This window comes from Pseudomonas sp. 10C3, assembly GCF_036346185.1.
Taxonomy (GTDB): Bacteria; Pseudomonadota; Gammaproteobacteria; order Pseudomonadales; family Pseudomonadaceae; genus Aquipseudomonas.
Genome location: NZ_JASJVE010000024.1, coordinates 25,575 through 42,001, shown reverse-complemented (window position 1 = coordinate 42,001; position 16,427 = coordinate 25,575). Strand labels below are relative to the sequence as shown.

Here is a 16,427-nt window from a genome sequence, read left to right as displayed (position 1 = left end):
AAAAAAGGAGGCCAAAACAGTGATCGATACTTTCTGCAGAACCGGTCCGCTCATGGAAGCAACCAGTTATCCGGCGTGGGCACAGCAGTTGATTCAAGAGTGCAGTGAGGCCAAGCGCCGAGTGGTAGAGCATGAGTTGTATCAGCGGATGCGCGATGGCCGCCTGAGTTCGAAAACCATGCGGCAGTACTTGATCGGCGGCTGGCCGGTGGTTGAACAGTTCGCCCTGTACATGGCGCAGAACCTGACAAAAACCCGATTCGCCCGTCATCCGGGTGAGGACATGGCGCGTCGTTGGTTAATGCGCAATATTCGCGTCGAACTCAATCATGCCGATTATTGGGTTAACTGGAGTTTGGCCCACGGGGTCAGCCTTGAAGAGTTGCAGGCCCAGCAAGTTCCATCGGAGTTGCACGCCCTGAGCCATTGGTGTTGGCATTCCAGTTCGTCTGACTCGCTGATCGTCGCTATTGCGGCGACTAACTATGCCATTGAAGGCGCCACCGGTGAATGGTCGGCACTTGTCTGCTCAAACGGTGTGTATGCCGACGCTTTCCCGGAAGATCAGCGGAAGCGCGCCATGAAATGGCTGAAAATGCACGCTCAATATGACGACTCGCATCCTTGGGAGGCATTGGAAATCATCTGCACGCTGGCCGGTAACAATCCCGGCATCCAATTGCAGACTGAGCTGCGTCAGGCAGTCACCAAGAGCTATGACTACATGTACCTGTTTCTGGAACGCTGCATGCAGCTGGAGCAGGCGACGCGGTCGTGTGAACACATGATGCTGGTTGAAAACTGAGTGACGGGCAGGCTTGGCAAACGAGTTAATCGAGCTTAGCCGGCCATCGCCAGACGGTTGCGCCCCTGACGCTTGGCTACGTACAGCGCGCTGTCTGCGCGGCGCAGAACACTTTCGGCCGACTCGGCCGGCAACAGCGTGGCGCACCCCAGGCTGACGCTCAGTTCAATCGGGTGATCCAGCATTGGATAGGTCAGATGGGTCGCCGCCAGACGCAGGCGCTCGCCGACCATTGCAGCGGCTTCGCGCCCGGTGTTCGAGAGCACGATCAAGAACTCCTCACCCCCAAAACGAAACACCATGTCGATATTGCGCAGTTGGGCCTTGATTGAGTTTGCGACGGCTTTGAGTACTTCATCGCCCGTGCTATGGCCGTAATCGTCATTGACCCGCTTGAAGTGGTCGATATCGAGCATCAGCAACGACATCGGGTGTTTATGACGGTGGGCGACTTCGATTTCCCGAGACAGGGTTTGATCCATGGCGATTCGGTTGCCGGTACAGGTCAACGGATCGCGCAGGGCACTCAGTGTCGCCTCGCGATAGAGCAGGGCGTTTCGCAGAGGGAATAACAGGCAAGGCAACAAAGATTCAAGCTGGGCCAATTCGGGGTCGGAAAAATGCTGGTTACGCTGAAAGACCAGTTCGCCCAAGTGTTCGCCTTCATTGCTCAAACTGTAACTGACACGATGATGCCCACGCTCACCCACTTTAAGGTGCAGGTCGCTGGCGCGGTGTTCGTAACTCAGTGCCATGAGCGGGATCATGCGCTGAATGCCGCGAAAAAAAATCGTCAGGATTCTTTCCGGTTCAAGGCTGGTTTGTAATTGCAGGCCAAGCTGGTGGCGCAATTGCGCCAAATCGACGGGCCGCTGGGCGGCGTTGTGCTGTTGGCCAAATCCCAGTCGTTGCAATTTAGCGCTGTCGAAGTCAATTGCGTTGGTCTGGGTAGAAGAATTCATGTTTTTACTCCTAAAACACATAACGCGGTCTTAGCTGGTGTTTTAGAGCGAAAGTCGTGCCAAACAGTTCATTTAATTAAATGCATTGATATTCAGCTAGTTAGGGAACTATAGAGCGGGGAGGTGTTGCAGGGTAGGCGGTTCCTTGACTTGCTTGGTAGCCTTCGGCCACCAAGCTGATTGAGGTGACAAAATTATGTCACCTCAATATCAAGCCCGATTCTTCGATTGGATTTGCTGTGCTACAGCGCAACGGCTTTCACTGAGCGTCGAAAGCCTGGCCGTTGATGCCGGTGCTGTCGGGGCCCATCAAGTACAGGTAGAGGGGCATGATTTCTTCGGGGGTCGGGTTGTTCAGCGGGTTTTCACCTGGGTAAGCCTGCGCACGCATGCTAGTGCGTGTGGCGCCCGGGTTAATGCTGTTGGCGCGCACCGAAGAGACCGTTTCCAGTTCGTCGGCGAGGCTCTGCATAAAGCCTTCAGTGGCGAACTTGGACACCCCGTAAGCGCCCCAATAAGCACGCCCCTTGCGCCCGACACTGCTGGAGGTGAACACCACCGAGGCGTCCTGGGACAGCTTGAGCAGAGGCAGCAAGGTGCTGGTGAGCATAAACATCGCGTTGACGTTGACGTGCATCACGCGCATGAAGTTCTCGCCGGACAACTGCTCGGTCGGCGTGCGCGGGCCAATGATCGATGCGTTGTGCAGTAAACCGTCCAGATGGCCGAATTCAGTCTCGATCATCGCGGCCAGTTCGTCGTACTGGTGCGGCAGGGCAGTTTCCAGATTGAAGGGGATCACGGCTGGCTGAGGATGGCCCGCGGCTTCGATCTCGTCATAGACCTGAGTCAGATTAGCTTCGGTCTTGCCCAGCAGCAACACCGTGGCGCCATGTGCAGCGAAGGCCTTGGCGGCAGCCGCACCAATGCCACGGCCAGCGCCGGTGACCAGAATCACCCGATCCTTGAGCAGTTCGGGACGAGCGGAATAATCAAACATTAAAAACCTCAACAATTAAAAAGGCACCCATCTCCTGCGGCCTATGGCCAGAAGCAGATCAGTCTATTCTTCAGCAGCTACACAATGCGTTATCCAGCACCTTGCGCAGGTCCAGTGGATGATCGACTACCACGTCGGCACCCCAATGATCGGGGTTGTCGTCGGGGTGAATGTAGCCATAACGCACGGCTGCGGTTTTGGTGCCAGCGTCGCGTCCGGACTCGATGTCACGCAGGTCGTCGCCGACGAACAGCACGCTGGCCGGGTCCAGGTTGAGCATGCTGCACGCCAGAATCAAAGGCTCCGGGTGCGGCTTGCTGTTGGTCACGTGGTCCGGACAGATCAGGATTGCCGAGCGCTCGGCCAAACCCAGTTGCTCCATGATCGGTTGGGCAAAGCGCACGGGCTTGTTGGTAACCACGCCCCAGATCAGATTGGCTTTCTCAATGTCGATCAGTAACTCGGCCATGCCATCGAACAGCGTGCTGTGGACGGCACAGTTGGTCTGATAGCGCTCGAGAAACTCCAGGCGCAGCACTTCAAACTCAGGTTCCATCGGCGACAGGGCGAACGTCGCCGCGACCATCGCCCGGGCACCACCGGAAATTTGATCGCGAATCAGTTTGTCCGACACTGACGCCAGGCCTCGATCGGCAAGCATGCTCTGGCAGATCGCGATGAAATCCGGCGCGGTATCGAGCAACGTGCCGTCCATGTCGAATAAAACCGCTCTCAAACGCATGTCCTTATGCCTCTCGAAGTGTCTGGATCATGTAATTGACGTCGACATCGGACGCCAGCTTGTAATGCTTGGTCAGCGGGTTGTAGGTCATGCCGATGATGTCCTTGACCTGCAAACCGGCTTCGCGACTCCAGGCACCCAGCTCGGAAGGGCGGATGAATTTCTTGAAGTCGTGGGTGCCGCGTGGCAACAGGCCCATGATGTACTCCGCGCCGACGATGGCAAACAGGTACGCCTTGGGGTTTCGGTTGATGGTGGAGAAAAACACCTGGCCACCCGGTTTGACCATGCGGAAGCAGGCGCGAATCACCGACGACGGGTCCGGGACGTGTTCCAGCATCTCCAGGCACGTCACCACGTCGAACTGTTCGGGCATTTCTTCCGCGAGGTCTTCGGCGGTGGTCTGCCGGTAGTCGACGGTCACGCCCGATTCCAATTGGTGCAACTGCGCGACCGCCAACGGCGCTTCGCCCATGTCGATGCCCATTACCGTGGCGCCACGCAGGGCCATGGCTTCACTGAGAATGCCGCCGCCGCAACCGACGTCCAGCACCTTTTTACCGGCCAGCTGGACGCGCTCGTCAATCCAGTTGACCCGCAGCGGGTTAATGTCATGCAGCGGCTTGAATTCGCTGTTGCGGTCCCACCAGCGATGGGCCAGTGCTTCGAATTTGGCGATTTCAGCGTGGTCAACGTTGCTCATGGGATGTCCTCTTAAACTTGATAATGCTGGCGAGCGTTCGAACGAGGGTTCGGCCGGTCTTTATTCTGTTTTCTGTTGTTCTTTATGGCCATGAATGCGCTGGCCCCAGTTTCTGGCCATTTCAATAAGCGCTTGTTCATCCATCCGCGTCAGGCACTTGTCCTCGAGCAGTTGCTTGCCAGCGACCCAAACGTGGGTTACGCAGTCGCGCCCGGTGGCATATATAAGCTGCGATACCGGGTCGTACACCGGTTGTTGGGCCAGCCCGGACAGGTCGAAGGCAGCGAGATCCGCAGCCTTGCCGATCTCCAGCGAGCCCGTTTGCGCCTGGATACCCATGGCGCGGGCGCCGTTCAGGGTGGCCATGCGCAGGGCGCGGTGCGCGTCCAGTGCGGTAGCCGACCCCGCGACAGCCTTGGCCAGCAAGGCCGCAGTGCGGGTTTCGCCGAGCAGGTCCAGGTCGTTGTTGCTGGCCGCGCCATCGGTGCCCACCGCGACATTGACTCCAGCCTGCCACAAGCGCTCTACCGGGCAAAAGCCGCTGGCGAGTTTCAGGTTCGATTCCGGACAGTGGATCACGCTGGCGTTACTTTCTACCAGCAAAGCCATGTCCTCATCGCTGACCTGGGTCATGTGTACCGCTTGAAAGCGTGGGCTCAAAAGACCCAGTCGGCCCAGACGTGCCAGAGGCCGCTCATTGCGGTGCTCGACGGACTGCTCAACCTCGAACGCGGTTTCATGCATGTGCATGTGAATCATTGCGTCGAGTTCGTCAGCCAGAACCCGGATTTTTTCCAGGTTTTCATCGCTGATGGTATAGGGCGCATGGGGACCGAAGGCGATGTTGATGCGCGGGTGATGCTTGAGGTCGTTAAACAGCTCGACGCCTTTGTGCAGCGCTTCGTCGGTGGTGCGTGCCCCTGGTATCGGGAAGTCAAGGATAGGCACAGTGATTTGCGCGCGGATGCCGCTATTGTGCACGCGCTCGCTGGCCACCTTGGGGTAGAAATACATGTCAGAGAAGCAGGTGATGCCGCCTTTCAACTGCTCGGCAATCGCCAGATCGGTACCGTCGCGTACGAAGGCTTCATCGACCCATTTGGCTTCGGCAGGCCAGATATGCCGCTCCAGCCAGGTCATCAGTTGCAAGTCGTCGGCCAGGCCGCGAAACAAGGTCATGGCCGCGTGCCCGTGGGCATTGATCAGACCAGGGCTGAGGAGCATGCCAGGCAGTTCGCGCACCTGCAGCGCGGTTTGCTTCAACGCTTCGGCTCTGGGGCCGATGTACACGATAAGGCCGTCGCGAATGCCCAGGCCGTGCTCTTTGAGGACCACGCCAGCAGGTTCGACCGGCACCAGCCAGGTGGGCAGGAGCAGCAGGTCGAGCGGGGCAGCAGGATTGGGCATGGCAGGACATCCAGAGCTTATATTCAGGGCCGGCGAAGTATACCCGAGCGTCTTCTTGGGCGGCTCGCTATAATCAGCTGCTTTTTATGCTTTGCTCTCGATCTTGGCTTTCTATTTTTAAGTACATGGGGTGTGGAATGCGCGATCGACTATTGGCTGCGGAGAAGGTGAAGGCCATCGATTGGCGGGATGGCGCTCTGCATCTGCTTGATCAGCGCGTGTTGCCCTTCGAGGAAACCTGGCACACGTACACCAGCGCGGTGGGCGTGGCTGAGGCCATTCGCTCGATGGTCGTGCGCGGTGCGCCCGCCATCGGTATCAGTGCGGCCTATGGCGTGGTGTTGGCAGCGCGCGAGCGTTTTGCCGCCGGCGGCGACTGGCAGGCAGCATTAGAAGAAGACTTCACCTTGCTTGCCGAGTCGCGGCCCACCGCCGTCAACCTGTTCTGGGCGCTGAATCGCATGCGCGACCGTCTGCAGCGCTTGAAGGGCAGCGAATCACCTCTGGCTGCGCTCGAAGCGGAAGCAGTGGGGATTCACTTGAGTGATCGCGAAGCCAACCTGACCATGGCCCAGCTCGGTGCCGACCTGATCCGCAAGCATCAAGGCAATCTGCAAACCGTGCTGACCCACTGCAATACGGGCGCGCTGGCGACCGGCGGCTTCGGCACCGCGCTGGGGGTGATCCGTGCGGCGTACCTGGAAGGCATGATCGAGCGCGTTTACGCCGATGAAACCCGGCCATGGCTGCAAGGCTCGCGTTTGACGGCTTGGGAACTGGCGAATGAGGGCGTCCCCGTCACCGTCACTGCCGATTCGGCCGCGGCGTACCTGATGCGTACCAAAGGCATTACCTGGGTCATCGTCGGCGCCGACCGCATCACCGCCAACGGCGACGTGGCGAACAAGATCGGCACCTATCAACTGGCCGTTGCCGCCATGCACCACGGCGTGCGCTTCATGGTAGTGGCGCCGAGTTCGACCATCGACATGGCCTTGGCCAGTGGTGAAGACATCCCCATCGAAGAGCGTGACGGTCGAGAATTGCTGGAGCTCGGCGGCCAGCGTGTTGGTGCTGATGTCGACGCGTTCAACCCGGTGTTCGATGTGACGCCAGCAGACTTGATCGACGCCATCGTGACCGAGAAAGGCATCGTCGAACGCCCCGACACCGCCAAAATGGCGCAACTGATGTGCCGCAAGCGGTTGCATTGATCTTATATGGGCCCTCCGCAGACCTTCGGTCAGAATCGAAACCGACGCGGCGCGGGATCGTCAAAACGCATGCAGGGCCCTCAGAGGCGCTATAAAGGCCGATCGTTGGTCGATTAGTGTTTTGGCAGGCTATCCAAGGGATAGGTCCCTGATCGCGTTTGTGATAACATTCGGCGGTTTCCAGGGTAGCGCGATGCGCCTGCCTTTACTGCGCAGATCCATGGCATAACTCGTTGATTTGTCGTAAGTCGTTGCATGGCAAATGCCTGCAGCGGCGAGCTTCGTTCGTCCCGCATGGATGTGACGAGGTTTCACCAGAAAAAGGAATCAGGCTTCTCATGGGCGAACTGGCCAAAGAAATCCTCCCGGTCAATATCGAAGACGAGCTGAAACAGTCCTACCTCGACTACGCGATGAGCGTAATCGTCGGACGGGCACTGCCGGATGCGCGTGATGGCTTGAAGCCCGTGCATCGGCGTGTACTCTTCGCGATGAGCGAACTGGGTAACGACTGGAACAAGCCGTACAAGAAATCTGCCCGTGTGGTCGGCGACGTTATCGGTAAGTACCACCCGCATGGTGATACTGCTGTTTACGACACTATCGTACGGATGGCTCAGCCATTCTCCCTGCGCTACCTGTTGGTAGACGGCCAGGGCAACTTCGGTTCGGTGGACGGCGACAACGCCGCAGCCATGCGATACACCGAAGTCCGGATGACCAAGCTGGCCCACGAACTGCTGGCCGACCTGCATAAAGAAACCGTGGACTGGGTGCCGAACTACGACGGCACCGAAATGATCCCTGCGGTCATGCCGACCCGTATCCCCAACTTGCTGGTCAACGGCTCGAGCGGTATTGCCGTGGGCATGGCGACCAACATCCCGCCGCACAACCTCGGTGAAGTCATCGACGGTTGCCTGGCGCTCATCGACAACCCAGAGTTGACCATCGATGAGCTGATGCAATACATCCCGGGTCCTGACTTCCCGACGGCCGCGATCATCAACGGTCGTGCCGGTATCGTCGAAGCCTATCGCACCGGTCGTGGGCGCATTTACATGCGTGCCCGCTCGATGGTCGAAGACATCGACAAGGTCGGTGGTCGTCAGCAGATCGTCATTACCGAACTCCCGTACCAGCTGAACAAAGCACGTCTGATCGAGAAGATCGCCGAGCTGGTCAAAGAGAAAAAGCTCGAAGGCATCACTGAACTGCGCGACGAGTCCGACAAAGACGGCATGCGCGTAGTGATCGAGCTGCGTCGTGGCGAAGTGCCTGAGGTGATCCTCAACAACCTCTACGCCCAGACCCAGCTGCAAAGCGTTTTCGGTATCAACATCGTAGCGCTGATCGATGGCCGTCCGCGGATCCTCAATCTTAAGGATCTGCTGGAAGCATTCGTTCGTCACCGTCGCGAAGTCGTCACCCGCCGTACCGTTTTCGAACTGCGTAAAGCCCGTGAACGTGGTCACCTGCTCGAAGGTCAAGCGGTCGCCCTGTCGAACATCGACCCGGTTATCGCGTTGATCAAAGCCTCGCCGACACCGGCTGAAGCCAAGGCAGCGCTGATCGAAACACCGTGGGAATCCAGTGCTGTTGTGGAAATGGTTGAGCGTGCCGGCGCAGATTCCTGCCGTCCGGACAACCTTGACCCGCAATATGGCCTGCGTGACGGCAAGTATTTCTTGTCGCCGGAACAGGCTCAGGCGATTCTGGAACTGCGTCTGCACCGTCTGACCGGTCTCGAACACGAAAAACTGCTGACCGAATACCAGGAAATCCTCACCCAGATCGGCGAACTGCTGCGTATTCTCAACAGCGCCGAACGTCTGATGGAAGTCATCCGCGAAGAGCTGGAGCTGATCCGCGCTGAATACGGCGATGTGCGCCGCACCGAGATTCTCGATGCGCGTCTGGACCTGACCCTTGGCGACCTGATCACCGAAGAAGAGCGTGTCGTTACTATCTCTCACGGTGGTTATGCCAAGACTCAGCCGTTGGCCGTCTACCAGGCTCAACGCCGTGGCGGTAAAGGCAAATCGGCTACCGGCGTCAAGGATGAGGACTACATTGCTCACCTGCTGGTCGCCAACAGTCACACCACGCTGTTGATGTTCTCCAGCAAAGGCAAGGTGTACTGGCTCAAGACATACGAAATTCCGGAAGCATCGCGTGCTGCCCGTGGTCGTCCATTGGTCAACCTGTTGCCGCTGAGTGAGGGTGAGTACATCACCACCATGCTGCCGGTAGACATGGAAGCCATGCGCAAGAAGTCCGAAGAAGAAGGCGGTGACGATGTCATCACTCCAGAACTGGACGACGCAGCAAGCGACGAGAGCGAAGAAGACAGAAAGGCCCGCATCAAGGCGGAAGACCGGAAGAAAGCTCCGTTCATCTTCATGTCGACTGCCAACGGCACCGTGAAGAAAACCCCGCTGGTGCAATTCAGCCGTCAACGCAGTGTTGGCCTGATCGCGCTGGAACTGGACGAAGGCGACATCCTGATTTCCGCCGCCATCACTGACGGCGAACGCGAAGTCATGCTGTTCTCCGACGGCGGCAAAGTGACACGCTTTAAAGAATCCGACGTTCGCGCCATGGGCCGTACCGCTCGCGGTGTGCGCGGCATGCGTCTGCCAGAAGGTCAGAAGCTGATCTCCATGCTGATCCCGGAAGAAGGCAGCCAGATTCTCACCGCCTCCGAGCGTGGTTTCGGCAAGCGCACTGCGATTACCGAGTTCCCTGAGTACAAACGTGGCGGTCAGGGCGTTATCGCCATGGTCAGCAACGACCGTAATGGCCGTTTGGTCGGCGCGGTACAAGTGCTCGATGGCGAAGAAATCATGTTGATTTCCGACCAGGGCACCTTGGTTCGTACCCGTGTTGATGAAGTGTCCAGTTTGGGTCGTAATACCCAGGGTGTAACCTTGATCAAACTCGCCAGCGACGAAAAACTGGTCGGCCTGGAGCGTGTTCAGGAGCCATCGGAAGTCGAAGGCGAAGAGTTCGAAGAAGGTGAGGTGTTGGAAGGCGAAGTGCTTGAAGGCGAAGTGCTGGATGTCAGCGACATCGACGAATCCCAGCAAGCCGACGCACCAGAAGAAGAGTAATGCGATACCTGTAGGAGCAGACTTGTCTGCGAATGGTTTGACGCGGTGTATCTATCAGGTATGCCCCTATCGCAGACAAGTCAGCTCCTACAGATTTGATACACGTGCAACGCGTACAGACCCAAGCATTGACGAGAGTGGATATGAGCAAGCGAGCTTTTAACTTCTGCGCAGGTCCTGCTGCGCTCCCTGAAGCTGTTCTGCTGCGTGCCCAGGCAGAACTCCTGGACTGGCATGGCAAAGGCCTGTCCGTCATGGAAATGAGTCATCGCAGTGATGAGTTCGTCTCCATTGCCAACAAGGCCGAGCAAGATCTGCGCGACCTGATGAGCATCCCCTCAAACTATAAAGTGCTGTTTCTGCAAGGCGGCGCAAGCCAGCAATTCGCCCAGATTCCGCTCAATCTGTTGCCGGAAAACGCCAGTGCCGATTACATCGACACCGGTATCTGGTCGCAGAAAGCCATTGAAGAAGCATCGCGCTTCGGCAACGTCAACATCGCTGCCAGCGCCAAGCCTTACGACTATTTCGCCATTCCTGGCCAGAACGAGTGGAAGCTGTCCAAAGACGCTGCCTACGTTCACTACGCACCCAATGAAACCATTGGCGGCCTGGAATTCAGCTGGATTCCTGAAACCGGCGACATCCCGCTGGTGGCTGACATGTCCTCGGACATCCTGTCGCGCCCCGTGGATGTTTCCAGGTTCGGGATGATCTACGCAGGCGCGCAGAAAAATATCGGCCCGAGCGGCATTGTCGTCGTGATTATTCGCGAAGACCTGCTCGGTCGCGCCCGTACAATCTGTCCGACCATGCTCAACTACAAAGTCGCCGCCGACAACGCGTCGATGTACAACACCCCGCCGACCCTGTCCTGGTACCTGTCCGGACTGGTGTTCGAATGGCTCAAAGAGCAGGGTGGCGTCGAAGCCATCGGCAAGCTCAATGACATCAAACGGCGCACGCTGTACGACTTCATCGACGCCAGCGGCCTGTACAGCAACCCGATCAACAAAACCGATCGCTCGTGGATGAACGTGCCGTTCCGTCTGGCCGATGATCGTCTGGACAAGCCATTCCTGGTCGGCGCCGAAGCACGTGGTCTGCTCAACCTCAAGGGCCATCGTTCAGTTGGCGGCATGCGTGCCTCCATCTACAACGCCGTCGACATCCATGGGGTCAACGCTCTGGTGGCGTACATGGCAGAGTTCGAGAAGGAACACGGCTAATGTCTGAGCAAGAACTCAAGGCGCTGCGCATCCGCATTGACAGCCTGGACGAGAAAGTCCTGGAGTTGATCAGTGAGCGTGCGCGCTGTGCGCAAGAAGTTGCGCGGGTGAAAATGGCCACGCTCACTGAAGGCGAAGTGCCGGTGTTCTACCGTCCAGAACGCGAAGCCCAAGTGCTCAAGCGTGTCATGGATCGCAATAAGGGGCCGTTGGGCAACGAGGAAATGGCGCGTTTGTTCCGCGAAATCATGTCCTCGTGCCTGGCGCTGGAGCAGCCGCTGAAAGTGGCTTACCTCGGCCCTGAGGGCACCTTCACCCAAGCTGCAGCCATGAAGCACTTTGGTCACGCTGTCATCAGCTTGCCGATGGGTGCCATCGATGAAGTGTTCCGTGAAGTCGCAGCCGGCGCGGTGAATTTTGGCGTGGTCCCGGTGGAAAATTCCACCGAAGGCGCGGTCAACCACACCCTCGACAGCTTTCTCGAACACGACATGGTCATCTGTGGCGAAGTCGAGTTGCGTATTCACCACCATTTATTGGTCGGTGAAAATACCAAGACCGACAGCATCAGCCGCATCTACTCCCACGCCCAGTCGCTGGCCCAGTGCCGCAAGTGGCTGGACGCGCATTACCCGAATGTCGAGCGCATCGCCGTTGCCAGCAACGCCGAAGCGGCCAAGCGGGTCAAGGGGGAGTGGAACTCGGCGGCCATCGCAGGCGATATGGCGGCAGGGCTGTACGGCCTGACCCGTATCGCAGAAAAAATCGAAGACCGCCCGGACAACGCCACGCGTTTCCTGATCATCGGTAGTCAAGAAGTCCCGCCGACTGGCGACGACAAGACCTCGATCATCGTGTCGATGAGCAACAAACCAGGCGCGCTGCATGAATTGCTGGTGCCCTTCCATGAGAACGGAATCGACCTGACCCGTATCGAAACCCGACCTTCACGCAGCGGTAAATGGACCTACGTGTTCTTTATCGACTTCGTCGGCCATCACCGTGATCCATTGATCAAGGCCGTGTTGGAACAGATCAGTCAGGAAGCGGTGGCACTCAAGGTGCTGGGTTCCTACCCGAAAGCGGTTCTCTAAAGGGGTTAGCACTACATGAGCGTCGACTTCCTCGCCCTGGCACAGCCGGGCGTGCAAAAACTTTCGCCTTACGTCCCGGGCAAGCCCGTGGACGAACTGGCGCGCGAACTGGACATCGATCCGGCCCGGATCATCAAGCTGGCCAGTAACGAAAACCCGCTGGGTGCCAGCCCTAAAGCCTTGGCCGCGATTCGCGACGAACTCGCCGAGTTGACCCGCTACCCGGACGGTAATGGTTTTAATCTCAAGGCGCGTCTTGCAGAGCGCTGCGGTGTGCAGGCCAATCAAGTCACCTTGGGTAATGGCTCCAACGACATTCTGGAGTTGGTCGCTCGTGCGTATCTGGCGCCGGGCCTGAACGCAGTGTTCAGTGAGCATGCGTTCGCCATCTATCCGATTGTCACTCAGGCTGTTGGCGCCGACGCTCGCGTTGCGCCCGCCAAAGACTGGGGTCATGACCTGCCGGCAATGCTCGCGGCTATCGATAGCAACACCCGCGTCGTGTTTATCGCCAACCCGAACAACCCGACCGGGACCTGGTTCGGTCCGAGTGCCTTGGCTGACTTCCTCGCCGCCGTGCCAGAAAACGTGTTGGTGGTGCTGGACGAGGCATACATCGAATACGCCGAAGGCGCGGAACTGCCAAATGGCCTGAACTACCTGGCGGATTACCCGAACCTGCTGGTGTCGCGCACCTTCTCCAAAGCCTATGGCTTGGCATCGCTGCGCGTCGGTTATGGCGTGTCTTCGCCGGTTGTTGCTGATGTGCTGAACCGTGTGCGTCAGCCGTTCAACGTCAACAGTCTTGCGCTGGCGGCGGCTTGTGCTGCGCTGGATGACGTCGAGTACGTGGCCCAAAGTCGCCGCGCGAACGAAGCCGGGATGCAACAGCTTGAACAAGGTCTGCGTGTGTTGGGCCTGAATTGGATTCCGTCCAAGGCCAACTTCCTTGCCATTGATCTCGGTCGCGAAGGCGCGCCGGTCTATCAAGACCTGCTCCGTGAAGGCGTGATCGTGCGCCCGGTCGGGGGGTATGGCATGCCAAACCACCTGCGGGTCAGCATCGGTCTGCCGGGCGAAAACGCGCGCTTCCTTGAGGCTTTGGCCAAGGTTCTGGCACGTGGTTGATGTCATGCCCGTGCAATCAACTCAACCTATGATCGGGCGCCTGGTGGTGATCGGCCTCGGTTTGATCGGTGGTTCGTTCGCCAAAGGCCTGCGTGAAAGTGGCCTGTGCCGGGAAGTAGTGGGTGTCGATCTGAATCCGCGCTCGCGCCAGTTGGCGGTAGAGCAGGGCGTGGTCGACCGGTGCGAGGAAGATATCGCTGCCGCCTGTCGCGGTGCTGACGTTATCCAGCTCGCTGTGCCTATTCTGGCGATGGAAAAGTTACTGACGCTGTTGGCGACCCTTGATCTTGGCAATGCCGTGCTGACCGATGTCGGCAGCGCCAAAGGCAACGTGGTGCGCGCTGCGCGTCTGGCGTTTGGCGGTTTGCCCGCGCGTTTCGTGCCGGGGCATCCAATTGCCGGGTCCGAGCAGAGCGGGGTGGAAGCCTCCAACGCCCAGCTGTTCCGTCGGCATAAAGTGATTTTGACACCGCTGGCCGAAACCGATCCGGCAGCGTTGGCCCTGATTGACCGTTTATGGTCTGAGCTGGGCGCGGATGTCGAGCACATGCAGGTCGAGCGCCACGATGAAGTGTTGGCGGCGACCAGTCATTTGCCGCATCTGCTGGCGTTTGCCCTGGTGGACTCACTGGCCAAGCGCAACGAGAATCTGGACATCTTTAGATATGCAGCGGGCGGTTTCCGCGATTTCACAAGGATCGCGGGCAGTGACCCGGTGATGTGGCACGACATTTTTCTCGCTAATCGCGAGGCGGTGTTACGCACATTGGATACATTTCGCACAGACCTCGACGCCTTGCGCGACGCGGTCGATGCAGGGGATGGGCTTCAATTACTGGGCGTATTCACTCGCGCCCGTGTTGCTCGCGAGCATTTCAGTAAAATCCTTGCCCGCCGGGCTTATGTGGACGCTATGAACACCAACGACCTGATTTTCCTGGCTAATCCTGGTGGACGCGTTTGCGGACGTATCCGCGTTCCAGGCGACAAATCGATTTCCCACCGCTCGATCATGCTCGGCTCGCTGGCCGAAGGCACGACCGAAGTCGAGGGCTTCCTCGAAGGTGAAGACGCGCTGGCAACCTTGCAGGCGTTCCGTGACATGGGTGTTGTGATCGAAGGCCCGCAAAATGGCCGCGTGACCATCCACGGTGTTGGCCTGCATGGTTTGAAAGCCGCGCCGGGCCCTATCTATCTGGGCAACTCCGGCACTTCGATGCGCCTGCTTTCCGGTTTGCTGGCCGCGCAGAGCTTCGACAGCACCTTGACCGGCGATGCCTCGCTGTCCAAGCGGCCGATGAACCGCGTCGCCAATCCATTGCGTGAAATGGGCGCCGTGATCGAGACCGCCGCCGAAGGTCGTCCACCGATGATCATTCGCGGCGGCCATCGTCTGACCGGCCTGACCTACACTTTGCCAATGGCCAGCGCACAGGTGAAATCCTGCCTGCTGCTGGCTGGCCTGTATGCCGATGGCAAGACCAGCATCACCGAACCTGCACCGACGCGTGACCATACCGAACGCATGCTGCGCGGCTTTGGCTACCCGGTCAGCGTTCAGAACAGCACCGCTTCCGTAGAGTCGGGTCACAAGCTCACCGCGACTCACATTGAAGTGCCTGCTGATATCTCCTCGGCAGCCTTCTTCCTGGTCGCGGCTTCTATTGCTGAAGGCTCTGACCTGTTGCTTGAGCACGTCGGCATCAACCCGACGCGTACCGGCGTCATCGATATTCTGCGTCTGATGGGCGCCGACATCACCCTGGAAAATCAGCGCGAAGTCGGCGGCGAACCCGTGGCGGACCTGCGTGTACGCGCCGCCAAACTCAAGGGCATCGAAATCCCTGAAGAGTTGGTCCCGCTGGCAATCGACGAATTTCCGGTACTGTTCGTGGCGGCAGCCTGTGCAGAAGGGCGCACTGTCCTGCGCGGCGCCGAAGAGCTGCGGGTCAAGGAATCCGACCGTATCCAGGTCATGGCCGACGGCTTGCTGGCGCTGGGCGTCAAAGTCGAGCCGACCCCGGACGGCATCATTATCGATGGCGGCCTGATCGGCGGCGGCGAAGTCCACGGTCACGGCGACCACCGGATTGCCATGGCTTTCAGTGTTGCCTCCCTGCGCGCATCGGCACCGATCCGCATTCATGATTGCGCCAACGTCGCGACCTCATTCCCCAACTTCCTCGCGCTCTGCGCTCAAGTCGGCATGCGTGTAGCAGAAGAGGCGCAGTCATGAGGGTTCGAGCGCCAGTCATCACCATCGACGGGCCTAGCGGTTCAGGCAAGGGCACGGTTGCTGGCCGGTTGGCCAAGCACCTGGGCTGGTGCCTGCTCGATTCCGGAGCGCTCTATCGTTTGCTGGCGTTCTCTGCGCGCAACCATGGCGTCGACCTGACGAATGAAGAAGCCCTGAAGCTGCTGGCCGCTCATCTGGATGTGCAGTTCAACGTCGGCACCGATGATCACGGGCAGCGGATTACTCTGGAAGGCGAAGATGTCACCCACGCCATCCGCAACGAACAGATCGGCAATGGCGCCTCGCAAGTGGCTTCACTGCCAGCGGTGCGCGACGCCTTGCTCCAGCGCCAGCGCGCGTTTCAGGAGCCGCCGGGGTTGGTGGCCGATGGCCGAGACATGGGCACCGTAGTATTCCCGGATGCGCCGCTGAAGATTTTCCTGACCGCCAGCGCCGAGGAACGTGCACGTCGCCGTTACTTGCAGTTGAAGGCCAAAGGCGATGATGTTAGTCTGTCGAGTCTGCTAGATGAGATATGTGTGCGCGACGAGCGTGACACCCAGCGAGCGGTAGCCCCGCTCAAGCCGGCGCATGACGCCATACAGCTGGATTCCACTGAATTATCCATCGAGCAGGTGCTGGAACGCATTTTGAGTGAAATCGCACTTCGCGATCTCGCCGGATGACAAGGAAGCGTGTGGGAGACCAGGCATAGTCCCACAGGCCTTCTTTTATTTGAACGAAACCCACGTTGTCTGGAACGTGGCAGATGGGCGTATTCTTCGCCCTTGATC

At 58.7% G+C, this 16,427-nt stretch carries 13 protein-coding genes; 8 read left to right on the top strand and 5 right to left on the bottom strand.

Annotated elements, in window-relative coordinates:
• Positions 1-19 precede the first annotated feature (19 nt).
• Positions 20-805: an iron-containing redox enzyme family protein gene (locus tag QN399_RS21070; RefSeq protein ID WP_330201583.1), complete on the top strand. Its 786-nt coding sequence runs from the start codon at positions 20-22 to the stop codon at positions 803-805.
• Positions 806-840: 35 nt separating this feature from the next.
• Here the strand turns inward: QN399_RS21070 and QN399_RS21065 are convergent, their stop codons facing one another.
• The 5 genes from QN399_RS21065 to QN399_RS21045 form a co-directional block, all read right to left on the bottom strand.
• Positions 841-1,767 carry a GGDEF domain-containing protein gene (locus tag QN399_RS21065; RefSeq protein ID WP_330201582.1) on the bottom strand — a complete coding sequence of 309 codons (927 nt, stop codon included), beginning with the start codon at positions 1,765-1,767 and terminating at the stop codon, positions 841-843.
• Between the two features lie 259 nt (positions 1,768-2,026).
• Positions 2,027-2,767: a YciK family oxidoreductase gene (locus QN399_RS21060; RefSeq protein ID WP_322181017.1), complete on the bottom strand. Its 741-nt coding sequence runs from the start codon at positions 2,765-2,767 to the stop codon at positions 2,027-2,029.
• Positions 2,768-2,837: 70 nt separating this feature from the next.
• The gene (gene mupP, locus QN399_RS21055; RefSeq protein ID WP_330201581.1) at positions 2,838-3,509 is read right to left on the bottom strand and encodes an N-acetylmuramic acid 6-phosphate phosphatase MupP; all 672 of its coding nucleotides are present in this window, start codon (positions 3,507-3,509) and stop codon (positions 2,838-2,840) included.
• A gap of 4 nt (positions 3,510-3,513) precedes the next feature.
• On the bottom strand, positions 3,514-4,212 hold the full coding sequence (gene ubiG, locus QN399_RS21050) for a bifunctional 2-polyprenyl-6-hydroxyphenol methylase/3-demethylubiquinol 3-O-methyltransferase UbiG (protein ID WP_322181013.1): 699 nt from the start codon (positions 4,210-4,212) through the stop codon (positions 3,514-3,516).
• A gap of 60 nt (positions 4,213-4,272) precedes the next feature.
• Positions 4,273-5,619, bottom strand: coding sequence for a TRZ/ATZ family hydrolase (locus QN399_RS21045; protein ID WP_330201580.1), 1,347 nt, complete (start codon positions 5,617-5,619; stop codon positions 4,273-4,275).
• A 137-nt stretch (positions 5,620-5,756) separates the two neighbouring features.
• Here QN399_RS21045 and mtnA point away from each other — a divergent pair, with 137 nt between their 5' ends.
• From mtnA to cmk, 7 genes are all read left to right on the top strand, one after another.
• Positions 5,757-6,833, top strand: a complete 1,077-nt coding sequence (mtnA, locus tag QN399_RS21040; protein ID WP_330201579.1) for an S-methyl-5-thioribose-1-phosphate isomerase — start codon at positions 5,757-5,759, stop codon at positions 6,831-6,833.
• A gap of 338 nt (positions 6,834-7,171) precedes the next feature.
• Positions 7,172-9,946: a DNA gyrase subunit A gene (gyrA, locus tag QN399_RS21035; protein ID WP_330201578.1), complete on the top strand. Its 2,775-nt coding sequence runs from the start codon at positions 7,172-7,174 to the stop codon at positions 9,944-9,946.
• A gap of 143 nt (positions 9,947-10,089) precedes the next feature.
• Complete coding sequence (gene serC / locus QN399_RS21030) at positions 10,090-11,175, top strand: 3-phosphoserine/phosphohydroxythreonine transaminase (RefSeq protein WP_330201577.1); 1,086 nt, start codon at positions 10,090-10,092, stop codon at positions 11,173-11,175.
• A complete protein-coding gene (gene pheA, locus QN399_RS21025) occupies positions 11,175-12,269 on the top strand; it encodes a prephenate dehydratase (protein WP_322181003.1) in 1,095 nt (364 codons plus the stop codon). The genes serC and pheA overlap by 1 nt, the downstream gene beginning before the upstream one ends.
• A gap of 15 nt (positions 12,270-12,284) precedes the next feature.
• Positions 12,285-13,397, top strand: coding sequence for a histidinol-phosphate transaminase (gene hisC, locus QN399_RS21020; RefSeq protein WP_330201576.1), 1,113 nt, complete (start codon positions 12,285-12,287; stop codon positions 13,395-13,397).
• A gap of 28 nt (positions 13,398-13,425) precedes the next feature.
• Positions 13,426-15,633, top strand: coding sequence for a bifunctional prephenate dehydrogenase/3-phosphoshikimate 1-carboxyvinyltransferase (locus tag QN399_RS21015; RefSeq protein ID WP_322182798.1), 2,208 nt, complete (start codon positions 13,426-13,428; stop codon positions 15,631-15,633).
• Complete coding sequence (cmk, locus tag QN399_RS21010; RefSeq protein ID WP_330201575.1) at positions 15,630-16,319, top strand: (d)CMP kinase; 690 nt, start codon at positions 15,630-15,632, stop codon at positions 16,317-16,319. Before QN399_RS21015 ends, cmk begins: the two co-directional genes overlap by 4 nt.
• Positions 16,320-16,427: the final 108 nt, after the last annotated feature.

Bases quoted from the DNA above. Each gene is read 5' to 3' on its own strand.
- QN399_RS21065 (WP_330201582.1), bottom strand. From the start codon at position 1,767: ATGAATTCTTCTACCCAGACCAACGCAATTGACTTCGACAGCGCTAAA.
- QN399_RS21060 (WP_322181017.1), bottom strand. From the start codon at position 2,767: ATGTTTGATTATTCCGCTCGTCCCGAACTGCTCAAGGATCGGGTGATT.
- mupP (WP_330201581.1), bottom strand. From the start codon at position 3,509: ATGCGTTTGAGAGCGGTTTTATTCGACATGGACGGCACGTTGCTCGAT.
- ubiG (WP_322181013.1), bottom strand. From the start codon at position 4,212: ATGAGCAACGTTGACCACGCTGAAATCGCCAAATTCGAAGCACTGGCC.
- QN399_RS21045 (WP_330201580.1), bottom strand. From the start codon at position 5,619: ATGCCCAATCCTGCTGCCCCGCTCGACCTGCTGCTCCTGCCCACCTGG.
- mtnA (WP_330201579.1), top strand. From the start codon at position 5,757: ATGCGCGATCGACTATTGGCTGCGGAGAAGGTGAAGGCCATCGATTGG.
- gyrA (WP_330201578.1), top strand. From the start codon at position 7,172: ATGGGCGAACTGGCCAAAGAAATCCTCCCGGTCAATATCGAAGACGAG.
- serC (WP_330201577.1), top strand. From the start codon at position 10,090: ATGAGCAAGCGAGCTTTTAACTTCTGCGCAGGTCCTGCTGCGCTCCCT.
- pheA (WP_322181003.1), top strand. From the start codon at position 11,175: ATGTCTGAGCAAGAACTCAAGGCGCTGCGCATCCGCATTGACAGCCTG.
- hisC (WP_330201576.1), top strand. From the start codon at position 12,285: ATGAGCGTCGACTTCCTCGCCCTGGCACAGCCGGGCGTGCAAAAACTT.
- QN399_RS21015 (WP_322182798.1), top strand. From the start codon at position 13,426: ATGATCGGGCGCCTGGTGGTGATCGGCCTCGGTTTGATCGGTGGTTCG.
- cmk (WP_330201575.1), top strand. From the start codon at position 15,630: ATGAGGGTTCGAGCGCCAGTCATCACCATCGACGGGCCTAGCGGTTCA.